General features: G+C 36.9%; 26 protein-coding genes. 20 read left to right on the forward strand and 6 right to left on the reverse strand.

What is annotated here, in order from left to right:
* Nucleotides 1-98 precede the first annotated feature (98 nt).
* Nucleotides 99-1,418, reverse strand: a complete 1,320-nt coding sequence (gene brnQ / locus ACIQLB_RS19400; RefSeq protein WP_400729486.1) for a branched-chain amino acid transport system II carrier protein — start codon at nt 1,416-1,418, stop codon at nt 99-101.
* A 249-nt stretch (nt 1,419-1,667) separates the two neighbouring features.
* Between brnQ and ACIQLB_RS19405 the strand changes: the two genes are divergently transcribed.
* Complete coding sequence (locus ACIQLB_RS19405) at nt 1,668-2,573, forward strand: C40 family peptidase (RefSeq protein WP_400729489.1); 906 nt, start codon at nt 1,668-1,670, stop codon at nt 2,571-2,573.
* On the opposite strand, the gene ACIQLB_RS19410 is transcribed toward ACIQLB_RS19405, so the two are convergent.
* From ACIQLB_RS19410 to secA2, 3 genes are read right to left on the reverse strand one after another with little or no spacing between them, the layout of a single operon-like run.
* Nucleotides 2,546-2,824, reverse strand: coding sequence for a hypothetical protein (locus ACIQLB_RS19410; RefSeq protein WP_400729492.1), 279 nt, complete (start codon nt 2,822-2,824; stop codon nt 2,546-2,548). The two genes, ACIQLB_RS19405 and ACIQLB_RS19410, sit on opposite strands and share 28 nt — an antisense overlap.
* 46 nt (nt 2,825-2,870) lie before the next feature.
* Entirely contained in the window at nt 2,871-3,770 is a 900-nt protein-coding gene (locus ACIQLB_RS19415; RefSeq protein ID WP_400729495.1) for an accessory Sec system S-layer assembly protein, read from the reverse strand.
* Nucleotides 3,770-6,133 carry an accessory Sec system translocase SecA2 gene (secA2, locus tag ACIQLB_RS19420; RefSeq protein ID WP_400729498.1) on the reverse strand — a complete coding sequence of 788 codons (2,364 nt, stop codon included), beginning with the start codon at nt 6,131-6,133 and terminating at the stop codon, nt 3,770-3,772. The genes ACIQLB_RS19415 and secA2 overlap by 1 nt, the downstream gene beginning before the upstream one ends.
* Before the next feature lie 225 nt (nt 6,134-6,358).
* Here secA2 and ACIQLB_RS19425 point away from each other — a divergent pair, with 225 nt between their 5' ends.
* Nucleotides 6,359-7,423 (forward strand): glycosyltransferase family 4 protein, encoded by a 1,065-nt coding sequence (locus tag ACIQLB_RS19425; RefSeq protein ID WP_400729501.1) that lies wholly within the window; start codon nt 6,359-6,361, stop codon nt 7,421-7,423.
* A gap of 461 nt (nt 7,424-7,884) precedes the next feature.
* Here ACIQLB_RS19425 and ACIQLB_RS19430 read toward each other — a convergent pair whose 3' ends face one another.
* Nucleotides 7,885-8,946 (reverse strand): LCP family protein, encoded by a 1,062-nt coding sequence (locus tag ACIQLB_RS19430; RefSeq protein WP_400729504.1) that lies wholly within the window; start codon nt 8,944-8,946, stop codon nt 7,885-7,887.
* A gap of 147 nt (nt 8,947-9,093) precedes the next feature.
* Nucleotides 9,094-9,729 carry a YigZ family protein gene (locus ACIQLB_RS19435; protein ID WP_370048148.1) on the reverse strand — a complete coding sequence of 212 codons (636 nt, stop codon included), beginning with the start codon at nt 9,727-9,729 and terminating at the stop codon, nt 9,094-9,096.
* 156 nt (nt 9,730-9,885) lie between these two features.
* Between ACIQLB_RS19435 and ACIQLB_RS19440 the strand changes: the two genes are divergently transcribed.
* The 18 genes from ACIQLB_RS19440 (at nt 9,886) to ACIQLB_RS19525 (ending at nt 25,973) form a co-directional block, all read left to right on the forward strand.
* The gene (locus tag ACIQLB_RS19440; RefSeq protein ID WP_400729509.1) at nt 9,886-11,034 is read left to right on the forward strand and encodes a sensor histidine kinase; all 1,149 of its coding nucleotides are present in this window, start codon (nt 9,886-9,888) and stop codon (nt 11,032-11,034) included.
* 35 nt (nt 11,035-11,069) lie between these two features.
* Nucleotides 11,070-11,744: a response regulator gene (locus ACIQLB_RS19445; protein ID WP_053484367.1), complete on the forward strand. Its 675-nt coding sequence runs from the start codon at nt 11,070-11,072 to the stop codon at nt 11,742-11,744.
* 330 nt (nt 11,745-12,074) lie between these two features.
* Entirely contained in the window at nt 12,075-12,632 is a 558-nt protein-coding gene (locus ACIQLB_RS19450) for a nuclear transport factor 2 family protein (protein ID WP_400729513.1), read from the forward strand.
* Between the two features lie 615 nt (nt 12,633-13,247).
* Nucleotides 13,248-14,090: a DegV family protein gene (locus ACIQLB_RS19455; protein WP_370048143.1), complete on the forward strand. Its 843-nt coding sequence runs from the start codon at nt 13,248-13,250 to the stop codon at nt 14,088-14,090.
* A 209-nt stretch (nt 14,091-14,299) separates the two neighbouring features.
* Nucleotides 14,300-15,670, forward strand: coding sequence for an ATP-dependent helicase ComFA (locus ACIQLB_RS19460; RefSeq protein WP_400729516.1), 1,371 nt, complete (start codon nt 14,300-14,302; stop codon nt 15,668-15,670).
* Complete coding sequence (locus ACIQLB_RS19465) at nt 15,663-16,253, forward strand: ComF family protein (protein ID WP_400729519.1); 591 nt, start codon at nt 15,663-15,665, stop codon at nt 16,251-16,253. Before ACIQLB_RS19460 ends, ACIQLB_RS19465 begins: the two co-directional genes overlap by 8 nt.
* 80 nt (nt 16,254-16,333) lie before the next feature.
* The gene (locus tag ACIQLB_RS19470; RefSeq protein WP_400729522.1) at nt 16,334-16,747 is read left to right on the forward strand and encodes a TIGR03826 family flagellar region protein; all 414 of its coding nucleotides are present in this window, start codon (nt 16,334-16,336) and stop codon (nt 16,745-16,747) included.
* Nucleotides 16,748-17,000: 253 nt separating this feature from the next.
* On the forward strand, nt 17,001-17,261 hold the full coding sequence (gene flgM / locus ACIQLB_RS19475) for a flagellar biosynthesis anti-sigma factor FlgM (protein WP_400729525.1): 261 nt from the start codon (nt 17,001-17,003) through the stop codon (nt 17,259-17,261).
* Between the two features lie 27 nt (nt 17,262-17,288).
* Nucleotides 17,289-17,789, forward strand: a complete 501-nt coding sequence (locus ACIQLB_RS19480) for a flagellar protein FlgN (RefSeq protein WP_400729528.1) — start codon at nt 17,289-17,291, stop codon at nt 17,787-17,789.
* Nucleotides 17,790-17,856: 67 nt separating this feature from the next.
* A complete protein-coding gene (gene flgK, locus ACIQLB_RS19485) occupies nt 17,857-19,398 on the forward strand; it encodes a flagellar hook-associated protein FlgK (RefSeq protein WP_400729531.1) in 1,542 nt (513 codons plus the stop codon).
* 27 nt (nt 19,399-19,425) lie between these two features.
* Nucleotides 19,426-20,346, forward strand: a complete 921-nt coding sequence (flgL, locus tag ACIQLB_RS19490) for a flagellar hook-associated protein FlgL (protein ID WP_400729534.1) — start codon at nt 19,426-19,428, stop codon at nt 20,344-20,346.
* Nucleotides 20,347-20,452: 106 nt separating this feature from the next.
* Entirely contained in the window at nt 20,453-21,016 is a 564-nt protein-coding gene (locus ACIQLB_RS19495; RefSeq protein WP_400729537.1) for a DUF6470 family protein, read from the forward strand.
* A gap of 16 nt (nt 21,017-21,032) precedes the next feature.
* Nucleotides 21,033-21,476: a flagellar assembly protein FliW gene (fliW, locus tag ACIQLB_RS19500; protein ID WP_400729539.1), complete on the forward strand. Its 444-nt coding sequence runs from the start codon at nt 21,033-21,035 to the stop codon at nt 21,474-21,476.
* On the forward strand, nt 21,476-21,694 hold the full coding sequence (gene csrA / locus ACIQLB_RS19505; protein WP_100545308.1) for a carbon storage regulator CsrA: 219 nt from the start codon (nt 21,476-21,478) through the stop codon (nt 21,692-21,694). Before fliW ends, csrA begins: the two co-directional genes overlap by 1 nt.
* A gap of 200 nt (nt 21,695-21,894) precedes the next feature.
* Nucleotides 21,895-22,713 carry a flagellin N-terminal helical domain-containing protein gene (locus ACIQLB_RS19510; RefSeq protein WP_400729544.1) on the forward strand — a complete coding sequence of 273 codons (819 nt, stop codon included), beginning with the start codon at nt 21,895-21,897 and terminating at the stop codon, nt 22,711-22,713.
* A 71-nt stretch (nt 22,714-22,784) separates the two neighbouring features.
* Complete coding sequence (locus ACIQLB_RS19515) at nt 22,785-24,479, forward strand: motility associated factor glycosyltransferase family protein (protein WP_400729547.1); 1,695 nt, start codon at nt 22,785-22,787, stop codon at nt 24,477-24,479.
* Nucleotides 24,466-24,807: a DUF8042 domain-containing protein gene (locus tag ACIQLB_RS19520; RefSeq protein WP_400729550.1), complete on the forward strand. Its 342-nt coding sequence runs from the start codon at nt 24,466-24,468 to the stop codon at nt 24,805-24,807. The genes ACIQLB_RS19515 and ACIQLB_RS19520 overlap by 14 nt, the downstream gene beginning before the upstream one ends.
* A complete protein-coding gene (locus tag ACIQLB_RS19525) occupies nt 24,807-25,973 on the forward strand; it encodes a motility associated factor glycosyltransferase family protein (protein ID WP_400729553.1) in 1,167 nt (388 codons plus the stop codon). Before ACIQLB_RS19520 ends, ACIQLB_RS19525 begins: the two co-directional genes overlap by 1 nt.
* The last annotated feature ends 15 nt before the right edge of the window (nt 25,974-25,988 follow it).

Raw genomic sequence — 25,988 nt, forward strand, 5'->3', positions numbered from 1 at the left:
AAAGTAAGTTTATGCAAGATTCATAGACAGTCATTGTCTAAAAGAAGCTTGAGGCTTATTCGCAAAAAGCAAGCAGATTCAAGTTAGATGAAGAACTTTTATTTTTTTATAAGCTTATGAATGATAAAGCCGATAAGCGCACCGATTATTGCAGGTACAAGCCACGCCAGACTTTGCTCGTATAATGGTAAAGCTTTTAAAATGTTCACATATGGTGCAATTGTAATCTTCATTTCCTTTAAACCATCATTCAGACTAACAAAGAATGTAGGAATTAAAGCTAAAATGTAAACAATTTTTCCACCTTTAAAGAAGTTATCGAAAAGCGACAGAACCATTAACACCATCGCTAGCGGATAGATGATTAATAATACAGGTAGTGATGCACTAATAATTGTTTCAAGACCTACGTTTGTAATTGCTGCACTGAAAATTGTGAAAATTACTAAAAACGTTTTATACGAAACTTTAGGAAATAGTTTATTGAAATATTGAGCATTGGCAGTCAATAAACCTACAGCAGTAGATATACACGCTAGTAAAATTGTGGCAGCTAATATGATACTTCCAAGTTTGCCAAATAGAACTTCAGCTGACTTCGCAATAATAGTACCACCATTATCAAAAGTACCAATTGCATCAATACTAGTGTTACCAATTTGTCCAAGTGAGATATAGACAAATGATAAGCCAAGAGCGGCAACAATTCCCGCGAAAATTGTCGTTTTAACTTGTTTTTTAGTATCTGACATACCCATGTCGCGCAATGCTTGCAGAATAACGATTCCGAAAACGAGTGCACTTAGTACATCCATTGTTAAGTAGCCTTGAACAAAGCCTTCAGTCAATGGTGACTTAGTGTATTTTCCTATAGCTGTCCCTGGTTCACCCATTGGAGAAATAAAGCTTTTAATCGCTAGTAGTAAAATAACGGCCAATAGAGCAGGCGTTAAAATTTTCCCAACGCGATCGACAAGCTTTGAAGGGTTAATCGCTAAGAATAGTATAAAGGCAAAAAATACTACAGAAGTAATGAAAAGTGGTGCCCAATGATGAGCTGCTGCCTCTGGGAGTAATGGGGCAATCCCAATTTCATAGGATACAGAGCCTGTACGCGGCACTGCAAAAAATGGTCCAATCGCTAAATAAACGATTGATGTAAAAATAACACCAAAGGTAGGGCTGACACGATTAGCAAGTAATTGTAGATCGCCACCAGCTTTCGCAATAGCAACGATTGCTAATAGTGGTAATCCGACACCCGTTATTAAGAAACCAATCATTGCTGTCGTTATATGTTCACCAGCTTGTTGACCTAATAATGGGGGGAAGATAATATTTCCAGCACCTAAAAATAAGGCAAATAATAGTAAACCTACTGCCAAATTTTCCTTGATGAAAAGCAAGATGTTTTTCATAAAAATTAAAACTCCTTTAAGATTGAAAAGATAAAACTTTCTAAAAATTTTAAATACAGAAGTGTATGTTATCATAAGAATACTAATCTTGCAATTAATATTCTTTAACAATTTGTAAGAATTTGTCGGAATCAGTAAGATTCATAAATTGTTTGAAAAATAGTCGAATTTTCCGATATCTCATTTCTAAAATATCTAGTATGATAGACACACAAGGAAATATTTTAGCACGAACGGAGGTAAATTGGTATGAAAAAGACAAAAAAATTAAGAATCCTTGCTTTAAGCACTATAGCAACTTCATTTTTAGCGCTACAGACCGCAGAAGCAGCTACATATACCGTACAAAAAGGAGATACTTTAACTAAAATCGCCCAAAACAATAAAATAACAGTACAAGACATAAAAAGTTGGAACAATTTAACGAATGATATGATTTATGTCGCCCAAAAGCTTGAAGTTTCAAAACAAGCTAGTAATGATGCGGTAAAACCTTCAAATCCATCAACAACAAAACCGACAACACCATCAAAACCCACAACTGGTTCCTATACAGTAGTTAAAGGCGATTCATTATCCAAAATCGCTAAGCAATTTAATGTGACAATAAAGGACATTAAAGACTGGAACGGACTTACAACAGATAATATTTACGTTGGACAGGTGTTAAAATTATCTCCAGTAGCTTCAATACCCGAGAGTGACACAGTACATAATAACGGATCTACAGATGCTGGAACATCAACAGTAACATCTAAAGATCCTACAGCGAATGGACAAGCTGTTTATAAGAAAACAGTAGACGTAGCTAATTCATTAGTAGGAACACCATATCTCTACGGTGGCAACACATCTGAAGGTCTAGATTGCAGTGGCCTGATTTATTACGCCTTTAACCAAGGTGGTTTAAAAATTGGCAGAGACAGTAGCGAAGGATATTTCTACGGTAACACAACACAAGTTAAAAATCCGATAGCGGGAGATTTAGTATTTTTCCAAAATACGTATAAAGATGGAATATCTCATATGGGTATTTATATAGGTAACAATAAATTTATCCATGCAGGATCAGACGGTGTTGAAATTTCGGACGTTACATACTCTTACTGGTCTACAAGATTAGTAGCTTATAAACGATTCGACTCTATCAAATAAAGTAAAAGCGATTTTTGCATATACGCAGAAATCGCTTTTTTCATGAAGTTTAGATAAAATCGCTCGGTTGAAGACGACAGTTTCGTTGATAAAAAATGTGGCATCGCTGATAAAAGTGTAAGAATCGCTGATAAGGCGGCGAACATCGCTGATAAAAGACCCAGTATCGCTGATAAAACACCCAGTATCGCTGATAAAACACCGAATATCGCTGATAAAAGAGACACCATCACTGATAAGAAAATGAACAAATGAAAAAACCCTTCTTTCTATAAAAAAGAAGGGTTTTTAAACACTTTATTGTGTTACACGTGCTGTCCAACGAGAAAGATCAGCATCTTTTGCGTCAACAAGCTCTGAAGGGAAGATAAATGTCCATGGCTTTGTTGAGTTTGGTTGTACAGTTAATATTGGATCCATTTTAAATGAGCCTTTAGCAATTTGTTTGCCTGTTGCATCAATAATTTCTAGTGGTAATTGTTCTAGGTTAATAGCTTTATTATGTCCATTACGAATGAAGATTGACACATTAAAATTACCGTTATCAGCAAGTTTCGCTTGTAGGCCAGTGAAGTTTACTTCTGTATCGCCTAACTTAGGTAAAGTTTTTACGATTTTCGCAAGCTCTTCTTTTTGTGCTGCAGGCAGTTGTTTTTCCCATGATGGGTCTAATTCTAATTGGTGACCACGAAGGGAAACAAGGTTGAATGCAATTTTCCAACCATCTTCTGGTACTTCATCGACTTTGATTGTTGATTTTTCAAAGTCAAATACCCATGGACGAGCACTTTCTGCTGGAATTGTGCCAAGTGCTGCAAAGTCGAATTTTTTAGATGCTACAAGCTCGTCATTTTTATCCATAATGAACAGCTCGATTTCACCTAGCTCAATGGCTTGAGGTAATGATGAGCGGAAAAATGCACGCACTTGCCATTTTTTAGAGCGCAAATCTTCTTCAATACTAATAGAAGAAAGTGATAATTGATTTGGCTTCAATGGTTCTAGCTCATTAGCAAGGAAATTAAAAATGTACTTTTGCTCCTGTGGAACATCCCATTCTGGATGGAATGATAGCTTCGTCACGACATCGCGATTATCGCTATTCTCCGTAGTAGCACTTCCTAATAAGTCTTTAGAGTCGATTGTGTTTTCTTGAACAACTTTGTCTGATTTTTTAAAGAATGAGAATAAGCCCATTATTGTACCTCCAATTGTGCTTCAATCATTTTCATGAAGCCTGTAATTTCTATTATGATCGAACGACGTAATTCTTGGAAATTATTTCCGAATAATTCGAGTCCTTCACGTTGGTAAATTCGCATCGGGTCTTCTTGTTGATAATGACGTAAGCCGATACCTTCTTTTAAGTGTGCCATGTTTTCTAAATGTTTCACCCAGCCACTGTCTAGATAGCTTAGCATAACTTGTGGAATAATTTTCATTACTTCTTCATTACTAGAGAACTTTTCCATGCGATCAAGCAACTCTTGTTCAGCAGGCTGAATATCAGCTAAAATTTGTTTTACTTTGCCCGCTTCACGGTCAATTGTGACAGGAGTAATGAATAGTGAATTGAGCGAGCTCTCCATTTGGTCGTAATCCCATTCTACTGAAGGGAGTTCATCTGGAGCAGCCTCGCGAACAGCGAAATCAACTGTTTCACTTAGCATTTTTTTCAGCTCACCCATTAAATCTTCACCTGTTAAAATTTTATCACGTAGACCGTAAATAACTGTACGTTGGTCATTGATAACATCATCTAATTTTAGGTTATATTCACGCATACCGTATTGAGAGCCTTCAACAATACGTTGTGTACGGTTAATAAGTTCTTGAACCTCTTTAGTTTGGATAATGCCTTTTTCATCGACAACCATTTTTTCTGAGAATTTTTCAACCTCTTCTTTTGCATAACGGCGGAACATATCATCTTCAATAGAGAGAATGAAGCGGCTTTCACCTATGTCACCTTGGCGACCTGAACGACCACGCAACTGATTATCTACACGGCGGCTTTCGTGCTTTTCGGTACCGAGGACATATAAGCCTCCAAGCTCGTGAACTGCTTCATCTAGCACAATATCTGTACCGCGACCAGCCATATTTGTTGCTACAGTAATACGACCCTTCTGACCAGCTTGTGAAATCAGCTCAACCTCTTGCTCAACTGTTTTAGCGTTCAGCAATTGGAATTTTAAGCCTTCTTTCTTTAAGTGTTCGGCCACTGTTTCAGATTGTAGTATTGACGTTGTCCCAATTAAGACAGGTTGTCCCTTTTCGTGACGACGTTTAGCTTCAGCTGCTACATACTTATATTTATCTTCCTGTTTGTTGAAAATAAGATCAGGCTGATCGACACGTTGACGTGGGCGGTTTGTTGGAATTTGAATAACTTCCATGCCGTACACTTCACGAATTTCTTTTGCCTGTGTTTTCGCCGTACCCGTCATCCCAGAAAGCTTCGGATACATACGGAAATAGTTCTGAATTGTGATTTGTGCCTGTGCTTTATTTTCTTCAGTAATCGTTACGCCTTCTTTTGCTTCAATCGCTTGATGTAAGCCATCAGATAGCGAACGACCTTCTAAAACACGACCTGTGAACATATCAACAAGCTCGATTTTGTCATCTTTTACGATGTAATCAACGTCGCGCTTGAACATCACATGTGCACGAACTGCTTGGATAACGTAATGGTAAAGTGTTTGGTGTTCAAGATCATATAGATTATCAACATTGAAGGCAGCCTCAACCTTTTCAATGCCTATATCTGTTAAAGAAGTAGCTTTTGTTTCATCATCAAAATCGTAATCTTCTTCTTCTTTAAAACGTTTAGCAAGCATAGAGGCAATGCGATGTAGCTCATCATTCGCGGGCATTTTTCCAGCGATAATAAGCGGTGTTTTTGCCTCATCAATAAGGACACTATCGACTTCATCGATAATGGCGAAGTGATAAGGGCGTTGTACTTTATCAGCTAAGCTATGAGCCATGTTGTCGCGTAAGTAGTCAAATCCGAACTCAGTACCTACACCATATGTAATATCAGCGTTGTAGGCTTCTTTTTTTGCATCCGGCTCCATCATCGGTATATTTAAACCAACTGTTAAACCAAGGAAACGATGGATTTGACCAACAAGTTCGTAGTCACGCTTTGCTAGGTAGTCATTAACTGTAATGACGTGAACACCTTTACCTTCTAATGCGCGTACATAGGAAGGAAGGGAAGCGACAAGCGTTTTACCTTCACCTGTAGGCATCTCTGCAATATTGCCTTCAGTTAAAACAAGACCACCGATAAGCTGCACATCAAAATGACGCATACCTAATACACGTTTTGAGGCTTCGCGTACGACAGCAAATGCGTCTGGGATGATAGATGTAATTGGTTCACCTTGTTCTAAACGATCTTTGAAAATAAAAGTCATTTCTTTTAATTCATCATCTGACTTATTGACATATTTTTCTTCAAGACTATTAATCTGATCTACTATTTTATAGTAGCGTTTTAATTGACGAGCACTAGTTTGCTCATCGTTGCGTTTAAAAATTGAGAACATGAAATTTACGCTCCTTTTAAGTTGTCTAAATGCTAGACACTACATTATTTTATCAAATTTTACGAATGATGACTACATTTGACATACAGCATTCTTCCAATTTGAAAAAGAAGAATAATATTTGTGAAATGGTGGAAAATAAATAGAAAAAGTATATTTCGGCGTCTGTTCGTGCTATAATCAATTAGAATTTAAATGTAGATTATTTTTTTGAGGAGGAGAGACATGCTTTACGTGTCTTTAATAGCAGCATTCGTTGCTTCAATATTGTTAACTCCACTAGTTAAACGATTAGCATTCAGAATAGGTGCAGTCGATGCACCAAACTATCGAAAAGTACATGCACGAATTATGCCAAGACTTGGCGGATTGGCGATTTTCCTTGCGTTTTTAATAGCTGTGGCTATATTCCAGCCGATTTTGATATACAATGAAAATGGTAGTGATTTTTTACTGGCAATTATAATTGGAGCTTGTATTATCGTAGCAACAGGTGTCATAGATGATATGCGTGAAATTTCCGCAAAGGCAAAATTACTTGGCCAGCTTGCTGCGGCACTTATCGTTATCTTTGTAGGTGGCATTCAAATTGATATGGTTAATTTACCATTTGTAGGTGAATTAAACTTTGGATTACTAAGTATTCCTTTAACAATTCTTTGGATTGTGGGTATTACAAATGCCATTAATTTAATCGATGGCTTAGATGGTCTAGCGGCAGGTGTTTCAACCATTGCCCTTATTACTTTAGCTATCATGGCATTTATTATGAGCAATATGTTTGTTTTAGCAATTGCAGCCATTTTAGCAGCAGCAACATTTGGATTTTTATTTTACAATTTCCATCCAGCGAAAATTTTCATGGGAGATACAGGAGCATTGTTCCTTGGCTTTATGATATCAGTGCTCGCATTGCTTGGATTTAAAAATGTTACGGTCGTTGCATTAATTGTCCCAGTTATTATACTAGGTGTGCCAATTTCTGATACATTCTTTGCGATTGTCCGTCGTGTACGGATGAAGAAAAAATGGTCTGATCCAGATAAATCACACTTGCATCACCGTTTACTGGATATGGGCTTCACACATCGCCAAACAGTACTCATTATTTATGGGATTGCCATCATGTTTGGATTAGCAGCCATCATTTTCTCTATGGCAAAAGTATGGGGTGCGATTTTACTCGTAGCTGTCATTTTAACTGCAATTGAAATTTTGGTTGAAGTCATCGGACTCGCGGGTAAAAACTATAAACCACTATTGAATTTTGTGCGGATATTTAATAAATAAAACATTTAAGCAATCATCCATTTTTATGGATGGTTGCCTTTTTTACTTTTGAGGCTTAGGTTCGAATCTCGGGTGAACCGGAGAACTGCTCGGGTAAAAGCGTACTTTGCTTGATTAGCTGCGGGAATTCGAGTTTTAGCGGCGTACTTTGCTTGGTTAGCGGCGCAAATTTATGTTTTAGCGGCGTTTCTCCTTAGGTTAGCGGCGCAACTCATACTTTTAGCGGCGAATCCCAATATAAGCTGGACAATTAAAGTCAGGATTGAAAAACTTTGTATAGAGACAATATTAAGGATTTGACGAAAAATCGCGCAGGTATTCCTCAGAACTGGTTCGAGTAAAAAAAGTCCAAATCAATTTGTGCCCTAGGCTATAATTTTCACACTAAGCAAACATTACAAAATCATGCCATACAAAAAGCCTTCCCACAAATTAATTTAAAAGTGGAAAGGCTTTTATAGTTACTGAGCGCCATTGTTTTCTGTTGCATCATCGCCAACAGCGTTATCTTTATCAGTATTATTATTCGTTAAGTTACTAGATGATTTATTGTAGTCAAGATGGTTTTTCAGCGTTTTAGAAATTTCATCAACCGATTCTTGATTTAATTTATAGTAGTAAACACCAGTAGACATATCATCTGAACCATCTAATGTTAAAGAATCAATACGTGGCATCCCTTGTGATAAATAAGATAAGAATGACTTCATTTCACTAAATGTCATATTTGTCTTCATGTTATCACCAAGTGCTCTAATGACATCATCGTATTTTGTAATGGAGCCTACAGAAGAAACTTTTTTCATGATCGCCGTTAAAATTTCTTGTTGACGTTTGCCGCGTTCAATATCACTGTCTTGTTTACGTGTTCTTGCAAGTGCAAGTGCCTGACTCCCGTTTAAATGCTGTAAACCAGGCTTTAAGTTGATGGAATTGCGATCAAATTCATCCTTTTCGTGTAACGTATACGGCACGTCAGCTTCGACTCCACCTAATGCATCAACTACGTCAATAAACGCATTAAAGTTCATACGTACATAATAGTCAATCGGCACATCTAATAGTTGTTCTACAGTATCAATTGTTGAAATTGTTCCGCCATAGGCATGTGCATGAGTAATTTTATCCTTACGATTTACAGAAGGAATATAAACATAAGAATCACGAGGGATACTTAGCATTTTAATCGTTTTTGTTTTATTGTTTAATGTTGCTAGGATTAATGCGTCAGAACGTGAGTGCTCAGAGCCTTGCCCGCGATTTTCACTATCATCAACACCGACAAATAGGATTGAAACATTATCATGTACTGGTTCTACTTTTTCATCACGAAGTGAAGAAATGTCTCGACCTTTTAAATCTTCATGTGCTGAGTCTGCTGCATGCTCTGCTTGCTTCGCGATATAAACACCATAAGCAGTCGCACAAATTAGTAAACTAGCAGCTAAAAGAAGGACAACTTTTATAATTAGCGAAGCTTTAGAAGACTTCTTTTTGCTTTTATTTTTAGTTCTATTTTTCATATTTGATATATTCTCCTCTGAATTTTGGGAATAATAATGCGATTAAACTAAACTTTATTCAAGTACTTTTAGAATATGTGTAAATGATAAAATAGCTCAATATTAAAATTATACTATGGATATTTAGTTTTCGACAATTAAAACTATTTATTTCACAACAAATTCAATAAATTGAGCATTCTCAAAAGTAATGTTTGCTTGTCCGTTTGTCATTTCCGTTACCCAGTTTCGGAACTGTTCTTCTTCTTCTTTTAACACAGAGACAATGATTTCAACGCCTTCCAAGTAGCGAATTTCTTCTAATGTATATGAAGATCCTCGAATTTCATTTTCTACTTTGCCAAGCCATGTATAATCAATGGCAATTTTCATCAAATGATGAAGCTTGCGTTCGACTACTTGGGCAGCAAGTAAACCTTCTGTTGTCGCTTTTCCGTACGCACGAATAAGACCGCCACCGCCAAGCTTTATGCCACCAAAGTAGCGTGTGACGACAACTACTGTATCCTTTAACCCTTGTTTTTTTAGGACCTCTAACATAGGGACGCCAGCTGTGCCACTCGGTTCCCCGTCATCATTTGCTTTTTGAATATGATCATGCTCTCCAATAATATAGGCTGAACAATTATGAGTCGCATTATGATGCATTTTTTTTATGCGTTCAATAAAAGAAATTGCATCCTCTTCCGTTTCTATACGTTCTATATAAGTAAGGAAGCGAGATTTTGAAATAACAATTTCGCTTTCTCCATATCCTTTTACAGTTAAATAGTTTTCTCTCATCAGTATCAATCTCCTTTAAAGTAGAGTTCTATTCTATAATTTTCATAAAGAAAAAGCATTAAATTTTAACATGGTGATGCTATAATAGGTGTAGACTATGTAATTGGTCTATTGAAATAGTAAGTAATCATAAGACATTAGACTGGGGAGTATACTATGTTTTCAAATGATACCTTCGATTTAAAGTCGCTTGATGACATATTTAATCGAATGTTAGAAACAATCATGAGCTCAAAAGATGATATCTTTATTATAAGTGAACAAAGCAGAAGAAGCTTCGAAGATATGAAAATAGAGCTAGAAATTGTTCGAAAACAAGTTTCAATTGTTATTGATGAAGGCGATGCTTTAGAAAAAAGTACACAGCTTGCTAAGCAAAGACTTGTGTTAGTGAGTAAAGCTTTTGATAATTATACCGAAGAACAAGTTAGAGAAGCATATGAAACTGCGCATGATTTTCAAGTGAAGCTCTCTGTTATTAGAACACAAGAAAAGCAGCTACGTGATAAAAGAGATGATTTAGAGAGAAGATTAAGAGCATTACTCGATACGATTGAACGTGCAGATCATATTGTCAATCAAGTAAATGTCGTTTTGAATTACTTAACTTCAGATTTAAAAAATGTTGGTTTAGCACTTGAACAAGCAAAAATGAAACAAGATTTTGGTATACGTATTATTGCAGCACAAGAAGAGGAGCGCAAACGTCTATCTAGAGAAATTCATGATGGACCTGCTCAGATGCTGGCAAATGTACTCATGCGCACTGATTTAATAGACAGAACGTATCGTGAAAAGGGCATTGAATATGCTTTGGCTGAAATTGTTGATTTAAAGAAAACGGTGCGTAATGCATTATCAGAGGTGCGACGTATTATCTATGATTTAAGACCAATGGCACTTGATGATTTGGGAATTGTTCCGACATTAAAAAAATACTTATCGACAGTGACTGAATATAACCCTGATGTTGAAGTTCATTTTCAATCGAGAAGCACCGAAAAGCGTATACCATCAAACTATGAAGTATCTATTTTCCGCTTAGTGCAAGAATGTGTAACAAACGCCATGAAGCATGGGAAATGTAAGGATATTTGGGTAAAACTTGAGTGGTTGAAAAATGCAGTAAATATCGTTGTAAAGGACGATGGCATAGGTTTCGATCCGCAGGTAGTTAAAGACCATTCTTTTGGGATATTAGGTATGAAAGAACGTATCGAAATTTTGGATGGGACAATCTCAATTACAAGTGAGATAAATCGAGGTACGACGGTTTTATTTAAAATTCCGTTAAATGTAAAGTAAAACGATTGTTGGAGAATTTTAGGGGGTAAAGACAAATGACGAAGATTATTATTGTAGACGATCACCAGCTATTCCGCGAAGGAGTAAAACGTATTTTAGACTTTGAAGATACGTTTGATGTAGTAGCAGAAGGTGATGATGGAACAGATGTGGTTTCTTTATATGCTGAAAATCAACCAGATGTTGTACTAATGGACATTAATATGCCAGGGAAAAATGGAGTAGAGGCAACAGCAGAGTTGGTTAGTGAATTCCCAGATGCGAAGGTGATTATGCTATCTATTCATGATGATGAAACATACGTAACACACGCGCTAAAATCGGGATCACTTGGCTATATGCTAAAAGAGATGGATGCTGACGAAATAGTTGAAGCGATTAAAGTAGTTGCGAATGGTGGATCATACCTACATCCAAAAGTAACTAAAAATTTAGTAGCGGAATTCCGTCGTCTTTCTGAGCATGAAAATAAAGGTAACTTCCATCAAACAGAAATTCGTCGCCCATTCCATTTACTAACAAAACGTGAATGTGAAGTATTACAATTATTAACAGATGGACAATCTAACCGTACAATTGGTGAGACACTGTTCATTTCTGAAAAAACAGTTAAAAACCACGTTTCAAGCATTTTACAAAAAATGAATGTAAACGACCGTACACAAGCTGTTGTTACAGCCATCAAAAATGGCTGGGTTGAAGTACGCTAATAGCATATATGAATTTAAAGCTGTTTTAAAGGCTACTATATTATTTAGTAGTTTTTAAAGCAGTTTTTTTAGTGAAAATAAACCGCCGCTTTTGTGGCGAAATCGTAGCGTCATCCATCAGAAGACTCCAACCCCAATACCTGTTCACACCGTCACATTCCCTTCATAAAGTGAATTAATTTATACATAGAGATCACTTAACACTTAACTAGTGCAACATTTTAAAACCATGGGCGTCATAAGGAAGATGTAACACCTAAATGTTGAAAATGCACAACAAAATTCCTACAACGGGATTTATATGCTACAATATGCGCGGGAGGTTTTTTGATGTTAAAGAAAAGTTTTCTAGCAGTTCTTACCTTATTAATGTTAACTGCATTAATGTTAACTGCCTGTGGTAATAAAAAAGATGAAATGAGTGCAGAAGAAAGACAAAAAATCATTGATGATGGAACCGTAGGGTTTGAAATGAATGGTGGGAAAATAACAAAGGCAGAAAATATCCCTGCTGATGGAGAAAAAGCAATAATAGCAGCCTTTAATGAATATATTGCAGCTTTCAATTCAAAAGAAATTGATCGTTATATGCAAACAATCTCGAAGAATCCAAAAGGTTTCAATTATGAAGAAGAAAAAAAATACACGTCAGAAGTATTTAAACTGTCAGACGTTAAACGCGATGCTAAAGATACTACAATTATAAAATATAACGCAAATGAAGCACAGGTCCATTCAAATATAACAGTGCATTTAGTACAAACTAAAACAAATGTGAAGCATGAAAGTGCAGGACAACAAGTTACAGTATTCGTCAAAGAAGACGGACGCTGGAAGGTCACTAGCGTCTTTTATATGGATGACACGAAATCAAGTACTGGCAAATAAAATGAGGATATCTTCATTCAGACTCATCACCAAGAGTTGAGGTTAGGCGTTTTCTGGGATTAGTGTCAAGGATAAGACACTAGAGCGAGCGCAGGCTAAAAGCGTCCTGTGATAACAGTTCGTTGGACTTGCCTAGCTGGAACGGAAATCAACCCCACGTTATGGTGATGAGCCTTTATTTACTAAAAGAAGGATTAATTGAATGAAGATCAACCTCTGGCGAATTGAGTTTTGCTAGAGCAGTATACATAGAAAATGAATGTGAAATGGATGCTAAGTTTAACAATTTAGCAGATGTCTAGAATGATGAAAGAGTGAAGCGTACTACTTCTATTCAACATTCGGACGAGATTACGCAATGTCGTAATTCATTTCACATTCATTTCTTTTTATCTTCATTCAGTAGATACCTACTGAAATAGAGGAACTAAGTCTAAGAATGCCACGTCCTGTGGCAATGACTGAGTGACCAACATCGTGTTGGCCTAAAGTCTCCGGCGGATGTCACGGATTTTGAAAGGAATGAATTGTGCGAGCACAATTCAAAATTCCGGACAACAATTGCGCCGAGGCTCAATTGAATGTAAACTATGTAGAATAGGAGAGTGGACATGAATGAGGACAGCAATCGTAACAGATAGTACTGCATATATTCCGGCTGAGGAACGAGCTCGCTTAAACATTCATATGATTCCGTTAAGTGTAAATATCTCAGGGCAACTATTTGCAGAAGAAGTAGATATCACAGCATCTGAATTTTATGATAAAGTACGTGGGGCAAAAGAATTTCCAAAAACAACGCAGCCCCCAATAGGAGAATTTGCCGCTCTCTTTGAAGAACTGGCAAAAGAGTATGATGAGGTAATATCTATTCATTTATCAAGTGGAATCAGTGGAACATATCAAGGTGCCATTCAAGCAGGCGAGATGGTGGAAGGTATTGATATGTACGCTTTTGATAGTGAAATATCCTGTGCGGTACAGGGTTTTTACGTTCTTCGAGCAGCTGAAATGGCGGCTCAGGGCTTTTCTGCAAAAGAAATTCTCGCTACATTGGCGGACATGCAGCAGACAATTCGTGCTTACTTCATTGTAGACGACTTAGGGCACTTACAACGTGGGGGACGTCTGTCTTCAGCAGCTGCATTAATTGGCGGCTTATTGCAAGTAAAGCCAGTACTTCATTTTGTGGACAAGGTCATTGTACCTTTTGAAAAAATTCGTACGCGTAAAAAGGCATTAAAGCGTGCGGAGGAGCTACTAGCTGAGGATGTTCAAAAGTATGAAGCGCTGGACGCTGTTGTGATTCACGGCAATTGCCAGGCTGAAGCTGAAGAATGGCTAGCACAACTAGCAGCAACCTACCCGAACGTTAACTTTAAATTGAGCTATTTCGGTCCCGTAATTGGTACACACTTAGGTGAAGGCTCAATGGGTCTAGGCTGGACAAAAAAATAATCTTAAGTGAGACAGTCTCTACAGCAAATTTGTAGAGGCTGTTTTTTATTTTGAGGAATACCTGTATTGCCAGAAGAAGTGGGAGAATCGCAGGTAAACCAGTGGATATCGCCGCTAAAAGTGCCAGAATCGCCGCTAAACCAGTGAATATCGCCGCTAAACCTACTAGAACTGCTGATAAAAATCATTCACACGAAAGGAGCAAAGCAATGAAATACAAAGGTTGGTTGTTGCCACCTGCATTACGAGATTTTCATGAAGGACGTATTTGGTTAAAGGAGCACGCCCCATTTTCTAAGGGAGATATCGAGAAATCAATCAATCACAAATACTTCCGTATAATAGAAGGAATTCAAAAAGAGCCACATCTAAAATGCAATCGTTGCCATAATGATAATCCTCAGCAGTTTACAACGTTTGTTTGTTCAAAATGCCAGCAGCAATGTATATATTGTAGACATTGTCTGAATATGGGTAGAGTGAGTAGCTGTACGCAATTGATAATCTGGACAGGCCCTCGCACAATGAGAACGAGAAAGCACTCATTCAAATGGGCAGGGGAATTAACAGTGCTTCAACAACAGGCCGCAAATGAAATTCTAGAAAGTGTTAAAGCACAACGTTCCCACCTTATCCATGCAGTATGTGGAGCGGGAAAAACAGAGTTGCTTTTCCCGACTGTACATTATGCGTTAGAGCAGGGCTTACGGGTATGTATCGCTACGCCACGTACAGATGTAGTGCTAGAGTTATATCCACGCTTTCAAACAGTTTTCCCACAAACGGTGATCCATGCACTATATGGTGGATCACCAAAGCAGGAGGGCTATGCACAGCTTGTGTTGGCTACAACTCATCAGCTTTATCGTTTTGAACGAGCGTTTGACGTCATGATGGTTGATGAAGCTGATGCATTTCCCTATACTTTTGACGAAACTTTACAAAGTGCGGTGCAAAAGGCGAAAACAGAAAACGCACCAATAATGTTGGTCACAGCTACACCTTCGCAAAAATTACTTACTCAGTATCAACATAAAAGCTATTCATTTATCCCGAAGCGCTATCATAATCGTCCACTGCCAGTCCCTCGATTTCATTCCCTATGGAGCTATGAAAAAAGTTTGAAACGAGGAAAGATCCCACGAAAGCTAAAACAATGGACAGAGGAGCGCCTTGCACGCAAAGAGCCTTTTCTATTATTTTTCCCGAAAGTAGAATTAATGAAAATAGCCACGCCTCTTTTTCAATTATTAGATGGAAGCATTATGGCGGTCCATGCTGAAGATCCTCAGCGTAAAGAAAAAGTGCTTAAACTACGCCAGGAAGAAGTTCCAGGTTTACTGACAACGACCATTTTAGAAAGAGGAATTACGATAAAAAACGTACAGGTTGCAGTGATTGGGGCAGAATCAACAATTTTCACTTCAAGTGCACTCATACAAATCGCTGGGCGAGTTGGACGAAATGCTAATTTTGCAGATGGAGACGTAGTATTTTTTCATCATGGGATTACGACTGAAATGGATGATGCGCGTACCAAAATTCTTTATTATAATAAGAAAGGATTTCATAATGAATAAAATTGAAACACATTGCTTATTATGCTCACAGCCGTTGCAATCAGCAATTTCATGGAAAATACTTTTAACCAAACAATTTCAACCAACGATCTGTGATAGATGCTCGGCTCGATTTGAACACTCCTCAACAGCAACAGCACTTTACCAATATAACGATGCTATGAAGGATTATTTGCATCAATATAAATTTCTTCAGGATGTCGCACTTGCTAAAGTATTTCGGCAGGAGCTACATGCTCGATTTAAACATGAAAAAGCAACCATCATTCCGATTCCTATGCATCCCCTCAAACAAAGGGAACGTACCTTCTCGCATATGGAAGAGTTATTAAAAGCTGCTAATATTCCTTTTATACAACTTTTAGAAAAGACGACGACAGCAACGCAAAGCTCCAAAAATAGAGAGCAGCGCATCCAAGCAGCTTTCCTTTTCCGTCTTATAGCTGGAGCACATGTAGAGCATAAAGAATATCTTCTTTTTGACGATATAAAAACGACAGGAACGACTTTAAGGCATGCTACTGAGGTTTTATTAAACGCAGGCGCCAAAAATGTCAAAAGCTTCACACTAATTAATGGATGAAAATGCTAATGCATTGTGTATAATAGATTACGAGTATATAAATTTCGTTTAGCTGTTATATGTAAGAGGAGGAAGAGTAGATGGCTGAGGTTCGCAATTGTCCGAAATGTAATGAGTTTTTTAATTATACAGGGGTCAGAGAAGTATGTCATAAATGTGCTCAATCTGAAGAAGATTTATATCAAATCGTTTATCGCTTTCTACGTAAACGTGAAAACCGTGCTGCGACAGTAGAACGTATTGTTGAAGCAACAGGTGCTGAAGAGGATCTATTGTATAAATGGGTACGCAAGGGGCGCTTACAGACTGCGATGTTCCCGAATCTTGGCTATCCATGTGATAACTGTGGTCATCTAACGACACAAGGTAAGCTTTGTACAAAATGTCAGGATGAATTGAAGTCGGAGCTACGTACATTTGAAGCGGCGAAGGAGTTCCGTGAGAGTGTGGCAGAACGTGATCGTGTAACATATCACGCAGAACGAAAACGTTAACTTATTTCAGCGAGTGTCCAAACACCTGTACCTGTCGCTACGCTTTCGGTACAAAAGACACCCGCTGAAATAGAGGAACTCAGTCTAAGAACGCCACGTCCTGTGGCAACGACTGAGTGACCAACATCGTGTTGGCCTAAAGTGTGTTAATTTTAAACAAAATTAGCACACTTTTTTATATTTGAAAACTTAACATTATGTGAGACAATCCGAAATAATAGGAAGATAAGCTTTTTAGATAGGAGGTTATTAAATGAAAATTACATCTTATGGGATTAATGCAGTGAACGCCTATAAAAATCAGGTGCGTAATGTAAAATCAGGCACTAACAAGGCATCTTTTGCAGATAAAATCGAAATTTCAAAAACCGCACAGGAAATGCAAGGAGTTTCAACGTACAGCACAGAGCGTGCAGAACGCGTACAACAACTAAAAAAAGATATCAATTCTGGTGAATACAAAGTGGACGCTCGCAAAGTTGCAGAAGATATGCTGAAATATTATCGTTTCTAAGGAATTTCAGAAAGGGTGCTTAGCAAAATGTCTACAGAAGCGATCTGTTCTACATTAACAAAGCTAGAAAGAATGCATAAGAGCTTACTTGAACTAGCCATAAAAAAAACTGAAATCATTACAGTTGGGAATATCGAAGCACTGGACCAAATGCTCAAGGATGAGCAGGCGCATGTAGCGGCCATCGATAAGCTCGAGCAACAGCGTCAGAAACAGGTAACGGACTACCTTGAAGCAAAAGGACTTGCTTCAACTGACAAAGCAACTGTCGCTGATGTCATCGAGGCTGCTGAACAACAGACTGAAAAAGACACGCTCTCAGCAGTGCGCAATCGATTATTGCAAATCATCAACGATTTAAAAAACCAAAACGATTTAAATCAAAAGCTAGTGTTCCAATCTCTACAATTTGTCAATCTCACAATGGATACTTTACGACCTCGAACTGAGCAAATGAACTACTCTGGAAGTGAGATACGCGGAACAAATAAGGTTGCCAAAAAATCATTTTTTGATTCTCAAGCATAGGTTCTTGCTCCCATGCAGGAAATTTTGCTTGGAGTAATAAAAACGTAATTAAAAAGGAGGAAAAAAAATGCGCTCAACATTTATGGGCTTAGAAGCTAGTAAACGTGGTTTATTTACACAACAAACAGCTTTATACACAACAGGACATAATATCTCCAATGCTAATACATTAGGTTTCACTCGCCAACGAGCAAATATGCAAGCAACTCCTGGTTTTCCAAGTCCAGGCTTAAATCAGCCTGTTTATCCAGGACATCTTGGAACAGGGGTAGAAGTAAGCTCGATTCAACGCCTCCGCGATCAATTTACCGATCGACAATATCGTCAAGAAACGAATAAATTGGGTTATTGGGATTCAGCAGCAAAATCGATTTCGCAGATGGAAGATGTCATGTCAGAGCCTTCAGAGTTTGGTATTAATCAATCATTCACAGATTTTTGGAAGTCGATGCAGGACGTTATGGACAATCCAAAAGATACAGCTGCACGTCAGGTATTAATTTCTAAAGGACAGGCAATTGCTGAGTCCTTTAAGTATATGGATAGACAGCTTAAACAGATCCAAGGTAATATCGGGAATGAAATTAATGTATCGACGGATAAAGTGAATTCAATTCTCAAACAAATTGCAGCTCTTAATAAACAAATTCAAGAAGTTGAGCCAAGTGGTTATGTGCCAAATGATTTATATGATGCACGTGATTTATTAGTAGATCAGTTAAATGAAAGTATTCCTGTATCGATTTCATGGCAGAAATCAGGTGGGTTAGCAAAAGATGTAGCTGAAGGTTCAATGACGATTACATATGTAGCAGCAGATGGTACTTCTGTTAAATTAGTGGATGGTAGAGAATATGCTGCACTTGCAACGATGGATACAAACAATCAGCGCATCGATGGTGATGTAGATGATCAAGCGACAGGGAGCTATGCTAACTTTAAGGAAATTAAAATTTCTGCTATTGGCGAACCACCAGGGGATCCAGCGAATGGAATTGCAATTGATTACAGTCAAATGGAACCTGGTAAAGGTACATTACGTGCATTAATTGACGCGTATGGACATAGCGGTGGAGAAGGCACTTATCCAGAAATGCTTGCTAATTTAGATAAACTAGCAAATGAATTTATAACAAAATTTAATGAAATTCATCGTCAAGGTTTTGGTTTAGATAATAGTACAAATCTTGACTTTTTCTCCGGAACAACTGCACGTGATTTTAACGTAGTAATTACTGATGCGAAGCAAGTAGCTGTATCTGATACGATAGGCGAGGAAGGTAATAACGGAATCATGCGTAAGTTAGCAGAGCTGCAATCGCAGGCTCAAGATAACTTAAAGAAAGGTACATTCCAAAACTATTATAAATCGTTAGTAGGGGATTTAGCAGTTAAGGGACAGGAAGCTGAGCGTAGTGCATTCAACTCTGAAACAATGCATTTGGAAATTTCTAAGCGCCGTAATTCAATGAACTCAGTTTCCTTAGATGAAGAGATGACGAATATGATTACATTCCAGCAAGCATACAATGCCAATGCACGTATGATTACAGTGGTAGATGAAACATTAGATAAAATCATCAATGGTATGGGAAGAGTAGGGCTATAATAGTCCTTAACTGAGAGGAGATAAATTATGCGCGTTACACAATCAATGCTATCGAGTAATATGCTACGCAATTTAAATACAAGTTATAGTAAAATGTCTAAATATCAAGATATGTTGGACTCAGGTAGTGTAATTTCAAGACCATCCGATGATCCAGTTGTAGCGGTAAAGGGAATGGGCTATCGTGTAGATCTTGATAAAAACCAGCAATACCAACGGAATCTTCGTGAAGCAAATACATGGCTAGATACAACAGACGAATCGCTTGATCAAGTAGGCTCTGCATTAAAACGTGTAAAGGAGCTTATTGTACAAGCTGCTAACGATACAAATACTGCTGATGATCGTCAAAAGATCAATGCAGAAATGCAACAAATCAAGGAACAATTACGTGATATTGCCAATACAAAAGTGGGCGAAAACTACATCTTTTCAGGCACGCATACAAATCAGCCGCTTTACATTGATAAAACAGGGCCACAAAACCCAGCAATTACTACTGGGGGAGAGAAGCCGATTGAAATCAATGTTTTTGATGGTATCTCAATGAATATTAATACTCCAGGTGCTGATTTGTTTAATGATATTGATGGATTTATGACGCAAATAACAACACTATTAGAAAATGGTGCAACAGGTGCGGAGATTGGCGATGCACTTGGTTTAGAAGTAACAAATGGTGGTAATAATATTCCGGGTTTAGATGGTATTTACGAAAGTACATTGAGAGCAAGGGCAGATGTCGGCGCTCGACAAAATCGTGTAGAAATGATGGAAAACCGACTAAGTCTGCAAGAAATTAATGTAACAAAACAACTTTCTGCCAATGAAGACACAGACTATGCGAAGACGATTACAGATATGGTTACACAGGAATCTATTCATCAAGCCGCTCTATCTGTAGGAGCAAAAATCATTCAGCAAACCTTAGTAGATTTTATCCGATAAAATCTACTAAGGTTCTGCCCCGAAAGCGAAGCGACAGGGGCAAATAATGAATAATAGAGCGTTTGAACAATATGTTCAGACGCTTTTCTTGAAAGGAGAATTGTAAATGCGACTTCCACAAATTCAAATTCAAACAACGGATGCAAAAATAGAACTTGAAATTAGCAAGCCTCAACAGCATATTGAACAGCCGAGAGCTACCCAATCTATTGAACAACCTGCAGCTATCTTGGAAATTCATACAACTAAAGGCGTTTTACAAATTGACTCATCTCAAGCTAGACGAGATATAGGGATGATTGGTCCTTTGGAATCAAGTGCAAACTATGCTGAAGAAGGTAAACAAGGGTCACTTGAGGGGATAGCCCGTAGAGCAAGTGAGGGACGTCAATTAATGGAGAATGCTGGTAAAGGACAAGGACGTGCGACAATTCAAAATATCGCAAAACAAAACCATGGTCCTCATCGTGTGCCATTCAACATAAAATTTGTACCTTCAGTAGGCTCTGTTAAAATCGACTACACACCAGGCACTACGGACATTAATATTGAGAGAAGAGACCCAATAATTGACGCAAAGGTGAACAAACCTATTATCGACTACACACCTGGTAACGTAACTAGTACAATGGTACAAAGACCAGATGTTAACATCGACGTCATTATTTAAAGGAGCGCGTGAAAGAATGAAAATAGCTACTAAATTTTTAGGTGAAATAGAAATCGTAGAACAAGATATCCTAACATTTGAGCAAGGCATATTAGGTTTGGAAGATTACAAAAAATTTGTGTTACTACCGATAGATGCAAACCTGCCATTAGTATTACTTCAATCAGTTGACCAAATGGAAATTGGCTTTGTAATAGCGTATCCATTTGCCTTCAAAAAAGATTATAGCTTTGACATTAGTGACGAGGATCGTGAGCAACTACAAATTGAAAAAGAGGAAGAAGTTCTTACATATACTATTGTTACAATGAAAGAAACTTTAGAGGATTCTACTATTAATTTGTTAGCCCCTATCATTATTAATATAGATAAAAAACTAGGTAAACAAATTGTTCTCCAAGATAATAAATCCTATCCGCTACGCTACCCAATGCAAACATTGGAAGGAAGTGCGAAATAATGCTAGTGCTTTCACGTAAAAAAGATGAATCTATTATGATAGGTGACCAAATTGAAATAAAAATTTTAGCAGTAGATGGCGAGCAAATTAAAATTGGCATTGTTGCACCAAAAACAGTGAAAGTACATCGCTCTGAAGTTTTTGAAGCTATCCAAGCACAGAATAAAGAAGCTTTAACAGCATCATCAAGCTTTTTAGAACAGCTAAAGAAAAAATAAAGAATATGTGCTTAAGCTAAAATTTTAAATTAGTAATCTATTACGTAAAAAAATAAAAAAAATTTTAAAAAACTATTAAACATTTCCAACTAATTACGATATATAGATTGTAAGGGGCAGGAAGTACATACATACTACCTAATCCGATATTCCACACGGATGTGGAATAACAAAAACAAACATTCAAGGAGGAATTCCAAATGAGAATTCAACACAACATTTCAGCTTTAAACACACACCGTAACCTTTCTTTCAACAACACTGAAGCTTCTAAAAACTTAGAGAAATTATCTTCAGGTTACAAAGTAAACCGTGCTGGCGATGACGCTGCTGGTTTAGCAATCTCTGAAAAAATGCGCGGACAAATCCGTGGTCTTGATATGGCTACTAAAAACGCTCAAGACTCAATCTCTTTAATCCAAACTGCTGAGGGTGCTCTTAACGAAACACACGCTATCCTACAACGTATGCGTGAATTAGCAGTACAATCTTCGAACGATACAAACGTTACTTCTGACCGTAAAGCGCTACAAGAAGAAGTAAATGCATTATCAGAAGAGATTACTCGTATTGCTAAAAACACAGAGTTTAACACTCAAACATTACTTAGTGGCGGATTAAAAACAACAGGCTTAAAATTCCACATCGGTGCTAATGAAGGCCAAAATATTGAGTTAAAAATTGATGATATGACTGCAAAAACACTTGGTGTATCTAAAATAAGCATTTCATCACAAAAAAATGCCGATAAAGCTATTACTGAAATCAATAAAGCATTAGAAACAGTATCAACACAACGTTCGAATTTAGGTGCTGTTCAAAACCGTTTAGAGCACACAATCAACAACTTAGGTGCAACATCTGAAAACTTAACAGCTGCTGAATCACGTATTCGTGATACAGATATGGCAAAAGAAATGATGGGCTTCACAAAGAACAACATCTTAATGCAAGCTGCACAATCTATGTTAGCGCAAGCTAACCAACAACCACAAGGTGTACTACAATTATTACGATAATTAATAGTATCCTAAAAGGCTTTCTCTACTTTGAGAGAGCCTTTTTTTAAATGTAAAAGGAGTGAAGTGAAATGTTATGTGATGTTGAATATCTTACAACTAAAACAGGTCATGAAACGATTAAAATAAATAATATGTTAATACATAGTAAATATAATCCTCAAAGGGAAGCAGAGCAAATCTGTCAAAACAAAATTAATCCGAACCAGCTAAATATTATCTTTGGAATAGGAAATGGTTTTTTATATGATGCTCTAGTCAATACAAAAGTAAATAAAGATAAAATACTTTTTATTGAACCACTTGAACAATTAAAAAATAATAGATATACATTATGTTCTGTAATTTATGGAACTCAGACCAAGGAAATAGAACTAGGTATTACAGAAAGATTAATCAATTATTCTAAAGAAGTAAATGTAATATGTACTTCTAACTATGACAAAATTTTCGTGGAAGAGTATGTTAAATTATTAAAATTAATTAAAGAAATTCAAAATAAAAATACAATTTATAAAAATACAATTACTAAATTTGCTGATCTATGGCAAGAAAATATTATTAGAAATATGTTGTATTCGTATAATTCTAGCAACTTATCTGATTTAGAGAAGACTACTTCTAAACCAATAGTTGTGGCTTCAGGTGGACCATCGCTAACCAAACAAATTCCATTATTAAAGAATATTAGGGATTTAGTAATGTTAATTGCCTCGGGTTCTACTATTCATACATTAATAAAAAATGAAATTGAACCAGATTATATAATAAGTATTGATGGCGGTATGATAAACTATGAGAGACATTTTAAAAATTTAAATCTGAAATATGCTGAGTTAATATTTAACATAACGAGTAAATATGAAATTCAACAAAAATTTACGAACAGAAAATATGCATTTTATGATAATGAAGTGAGTGATCATAGTTCGGTATTTAAACAAATAGGGTTAAGGTTACCTCTTATTAAAGGTGGTGGGTCTGTTGCACACTATGCGTTATCTATCGCACGTTATATAAGTGATGGACCAATTGCGTTAATCGGTCAAGATTTGGCTTACACAAATAATCTAACTCATGCTGAAGGCAATAAAAATATGCGTGAAATTGATAAGAAATATATTGAAAATAGGGGACTAGTTGAAGTTGAGGGCTATGATGGTGGGATAGTGTTAACTGATTATGCTTTTCTGACGATGAGAGATAATTTTGAGGAAATAATGAGAAAGATTGATCGACCTTCGACTATCTATAATTGTACGGAAGGCGGAATTAAAATTGGAGGAATGGAGCAAAAAAGCTTTGAAGCATTTTGCAATGCTATTCCTAAATGTGAAATTACGATTAAAAATAGTACAGTTTCTACAGAGCATAATATTGATAGTTATATTGCCACGATGAGAAAAGAGAAAAGTAGATATAAAGAGATAATTATTCTCTTAAAAACAGCAGAGCGTTTATTAGAAAGTACCGTAGCCAGTAAGCAATTTCCAACTAGCACGCTAAAAAAATTAGACACTATTGATAGCAAATTCCAGCAATTATTAGAAACTACGTTAATATCGAGCGTAAAAGATCCTATCATCATGCGAGTTATGACGCATTATAATCAGAAGGAAAATGAAACTCAGGATGAAAGTTATGCAAGAGTTTATCTTCAACAAAAAGACTTGTATACAAATTTTATCGAGGTAATTGAAAAATGTAGTACATATGTTGATGCAACAATAAATGAAGCGGAGGAAATGAGATATGGAGTTAAATGAACTTATTGAAATGTATAATTCATATATAAAAAATGTGCCAAATGGTGCTACTTATATAGCTGAAAAATTGCGCGAGGATAAGCTGTCTAGTGCACTTGTTAGTATTAAGGATTTTTCTGAAGGAATAATGTGGCTAACACAAGCTAGCGAACTAATTAACTCAAATTGTGGGAAAGTGGTTTTAGAAGTTGAAAGACTACAAGGATTTTTATTAGAGGTAAATGATGGCTTGGAGCGTCAAGATTATGTTGTAGTAGCTGATATGTTTGAATATGAAATTGCTCCGTTTTTTGAAGAAATCACATTAGCGGAAGCACCTCTACAATAATGGAATGGCATATACAAGAGGCACGAAATGGAGAATTGACGTTACTACTTAATGGAGTAGCGATATATAGTAAGTACCGACCTTATGATGATGCAATGCGTTGGGTAGTGAAGGAGTTCAATCAAGAGGCCACACATTATTTAGTCATTGGTCTTGGTCTTGGTTACCATGCTCAAGCGCTAGCCGAGCTGACAACTAAGCCGATATACGTTTATTATTTTGAACAGGTAGAGCTGGCGCTTTTTCAGCAAAATGGTAGTCAATTAGCTTCAAATATTAAGCTTGTCAATTCTTTAGAAGTGGTTGCAAATACCATTAACTTGCAGCTATTAGTGTCAAATGTTTGGCTTAAGGCAATCGGAGAGAATAATGCACTGTATGATGTTTTAGATACGATTAAGCGTAACCAAATTTCATATAAAAAATTTGCACCTCTTATGCATAGCAATGCCGAAAAAAATAAAGCATTGTATGAGCATAAACCTTATCCAAAGCGTAGCAATAATACAGCATGCCTAGTGGCGTCCGGACCTTCATTAAATGAAACTGTGCAGTGGCTGGTAGAAGCGGAAAATGTAGATATTTATGTTGTAGGTTCAGCGTTAAAGCTAGTGTTAGCTAAAGGCATTCAACCTAAGGCTGTAGTTATTACGGATGCACAGCCGAATATCGTAAGGCAAATAGAAGGTACAGAGTATAAAGGGCTATTATTTTATTTATTAACAGCTAATGCAGAGGCAGTGAATCTTCATCAAGGCGAGAAGTATATGCTATGTCAGCGAGGCTATGAGCAAGCAGAAGAGCAAGCAGATAAATATAGTTTGCCTAAGTTGGCAACTGGTGGTTCTGTTGCAACAACAACATTTAGCTTGTTAGAGCATCTTGGTTATCAAAATATAGTGCTATTGGGTCAAGACTTAGGGTATAGTGATAAGCGTACACATGCTGAAGGTTCTACATCAGGTAAAGTGGTGATGAATTCCTCGATACAAGTACAAGCCAATGATGGAAGCATTATAAAGACACAACCAAATCTACACGTCTATTTACGATGGTTTAATGAGTATTGTCCAACAGCGAATGCAAATGTATATAATACTGCAAGGCAAGGCGCAAAAATAAACGGCACACAATTTATAACAAAGGAACAATTTTTACAGCTTTAAGCCTGTGACAAGCGG

It is taken from the genome of Lysinibacillus sp. NPDC092081 (assembly GCF_044755845.1).
Taxonomy (GTDB): domain Bacteria; phylum Bacillota; class Bacilli; order Bacillales_A; family Planococcaceae; genus Lysinibacillus.

Coding starts and splice junctions, on each gene's coding strand:
- ACIQLB_RS19455 (WP_370048143.1), top strand. CDS start 13,248: ATGAGGACAGCAATCGTAACAGATAGTACTGCATATATTCCGGCTGAG.
- csrA (WP_100545308.1), top strand. CDS start 21,476: ATGCTAGTGCTTTCACGTAAAAAAGATGAATCTATTATGATAGGTGAC.
- ACIQLB_RS19440 (WP_400729509.1), top strand. CDS start 9,886: ATGTTTTCAAATGATACCTTCGATTTAAAGTCGCTTGATGACATATTT.
- ACIQLB_RS19435 (WP_370048148.1), bottom strand. CDS start 9,729: ATGAGAGAAAACTATTTAACTGTAAAAGGATATGGAGAAAGCGAAATT.
- ACIQLB_RS19495 (WP_400729537.1), top strand. CDS start 20,453: ATGCGACTTCCACAAATTCAAATTCAAACAACGGATGCAAAAATAGAA.
- brnQ (WP_400729486.1), bottom strand. CDS start 1,418: ATGAAAAACATCTTGCTTTTCATCAAGGAAAATTTGGCAGTAGGTTTA.
- ACIQLB_RS19465 (WP_400729519.1), top strand. CDS start 15,663: ATGAATAAAATTGAAACACATTGCTTATTATGCTCACAGCCGTTGCAA.
- ACIQLB_RS19450 (WP_400729513.1), top strand. CDS start 12,075: ATGTTAAAGAAAAGTTTTCTAGCAGTTCTTACCTTATTAATGTTAACT.
- ACIQLB_RS19405 (WP_400729489.1), top strand. CDS start 1,668: ATGAAAAAGACAAAAAAATTAAGAATCCTTGCTTTAAGCACTATAGCA.
- ACIQLB_RS19430 (WP_400729504.1), bottom strand. CDS start 8,946: ATGAAAAATAGAACTAAAAATAAAAGCAAAAAGAAGTCTTCTAAAGCT.
- ACIQLB_RS19415 (WP_400729495.1), bottom strand. CDS start 3,770: ATGGGCTTATTCTCATTCTTTAAAAAATCAGACAAAGTTGTTCAAGAA.
- ACIQLB_RS19520 (WP_400729550.1), top strand. CDS start 24,466: ATGGAGTTAAATGAACTTATTGAAATGTATAATTCATATATAAAAAAT.
- flgL (WP_400729534.1), top strand. CDS start 19,426: ATGCGCGTTACACAATCAATGCTATCGAGTAATATGCTACGCAATTTA.
- ACIQLB_RS19510 (WP_400729544.1), top strand. CDS start 21,895: ATGAGAATTCAACACAACATTTCAGCTTTAAACACACACCGTAACCTT.
- ACIQLB_RS19515 (WP_400729547.1), top strand. CDS start 22,785: ATGTTATGTGATGTTGAATATCTTACAACTAAAACAGGTCATGAAACG.
- ACIQLB_RS19445 (WP_053484367.1), top strand. CDS start 11,070: ATGACGAAGATTATTATTGTAGACGATCACCAGCTATTCCGCGAAGGA.
- ACIQLB_RS19460 (WP_400729516.1), top strand. CDS start 14,300: ATGAAATACAAAGGTTGGTTGTTGCCACCTGCATTACGAGATTTTCAT.
- flgK (WP_400729531.1), top strand. CDS start 17,857: ATGCGCTCAACATTTATGGGCTTAGAAGCTAGTAAACGTGGTTTATTT.
- flgM (WP_400729525.1), top strand. CDS start 17,001: ATGAAAATTACATCTTATGGGATTAATGCAGTGAACGCCTATAAAAAT.
- secA2 (WP_400729498.1), bottom strand. CDS start 6,133: ATGTTCTCAATTTTTAAACGCAACGATGAGCAAACTAGTGCTCGTCAA.
- fliW (WP_400729539.1), top strand. CDS start 21,033: ATGAAAATAGCTACTAAATTTTTAGGTGAAATAGAAATCGTAGAACAA.
- ACIQLB_RS19425 (WP_400729501.1), top strand. CDS start 6,359: ATGCTTTACGTGTCTTTAATAGCAGCATTCGTTGCTTCAATATTGTTA.
- ACIQLB_RS19480 (WP_400729528.1), top strand. CDS start 17,289: ATGTCTACAGAAGCGATCTGTTCTACATTAACAAAGCTAGAAAGAATG.
- ACIQLB_RS19525 (WP_400729553.1), top strand. CDS start 24,807: ATGGAATGGCATATACAAGAGGCACGAAATGGAGAATTGACGTTACTA.
- ACIQLB_RS19470 (WP_400729522.1), top strand. CDS start 16,334: ATGGCTGAGGTTCGCAATTGTCCGAAATGTAATGAGTTTTTTAATTAT.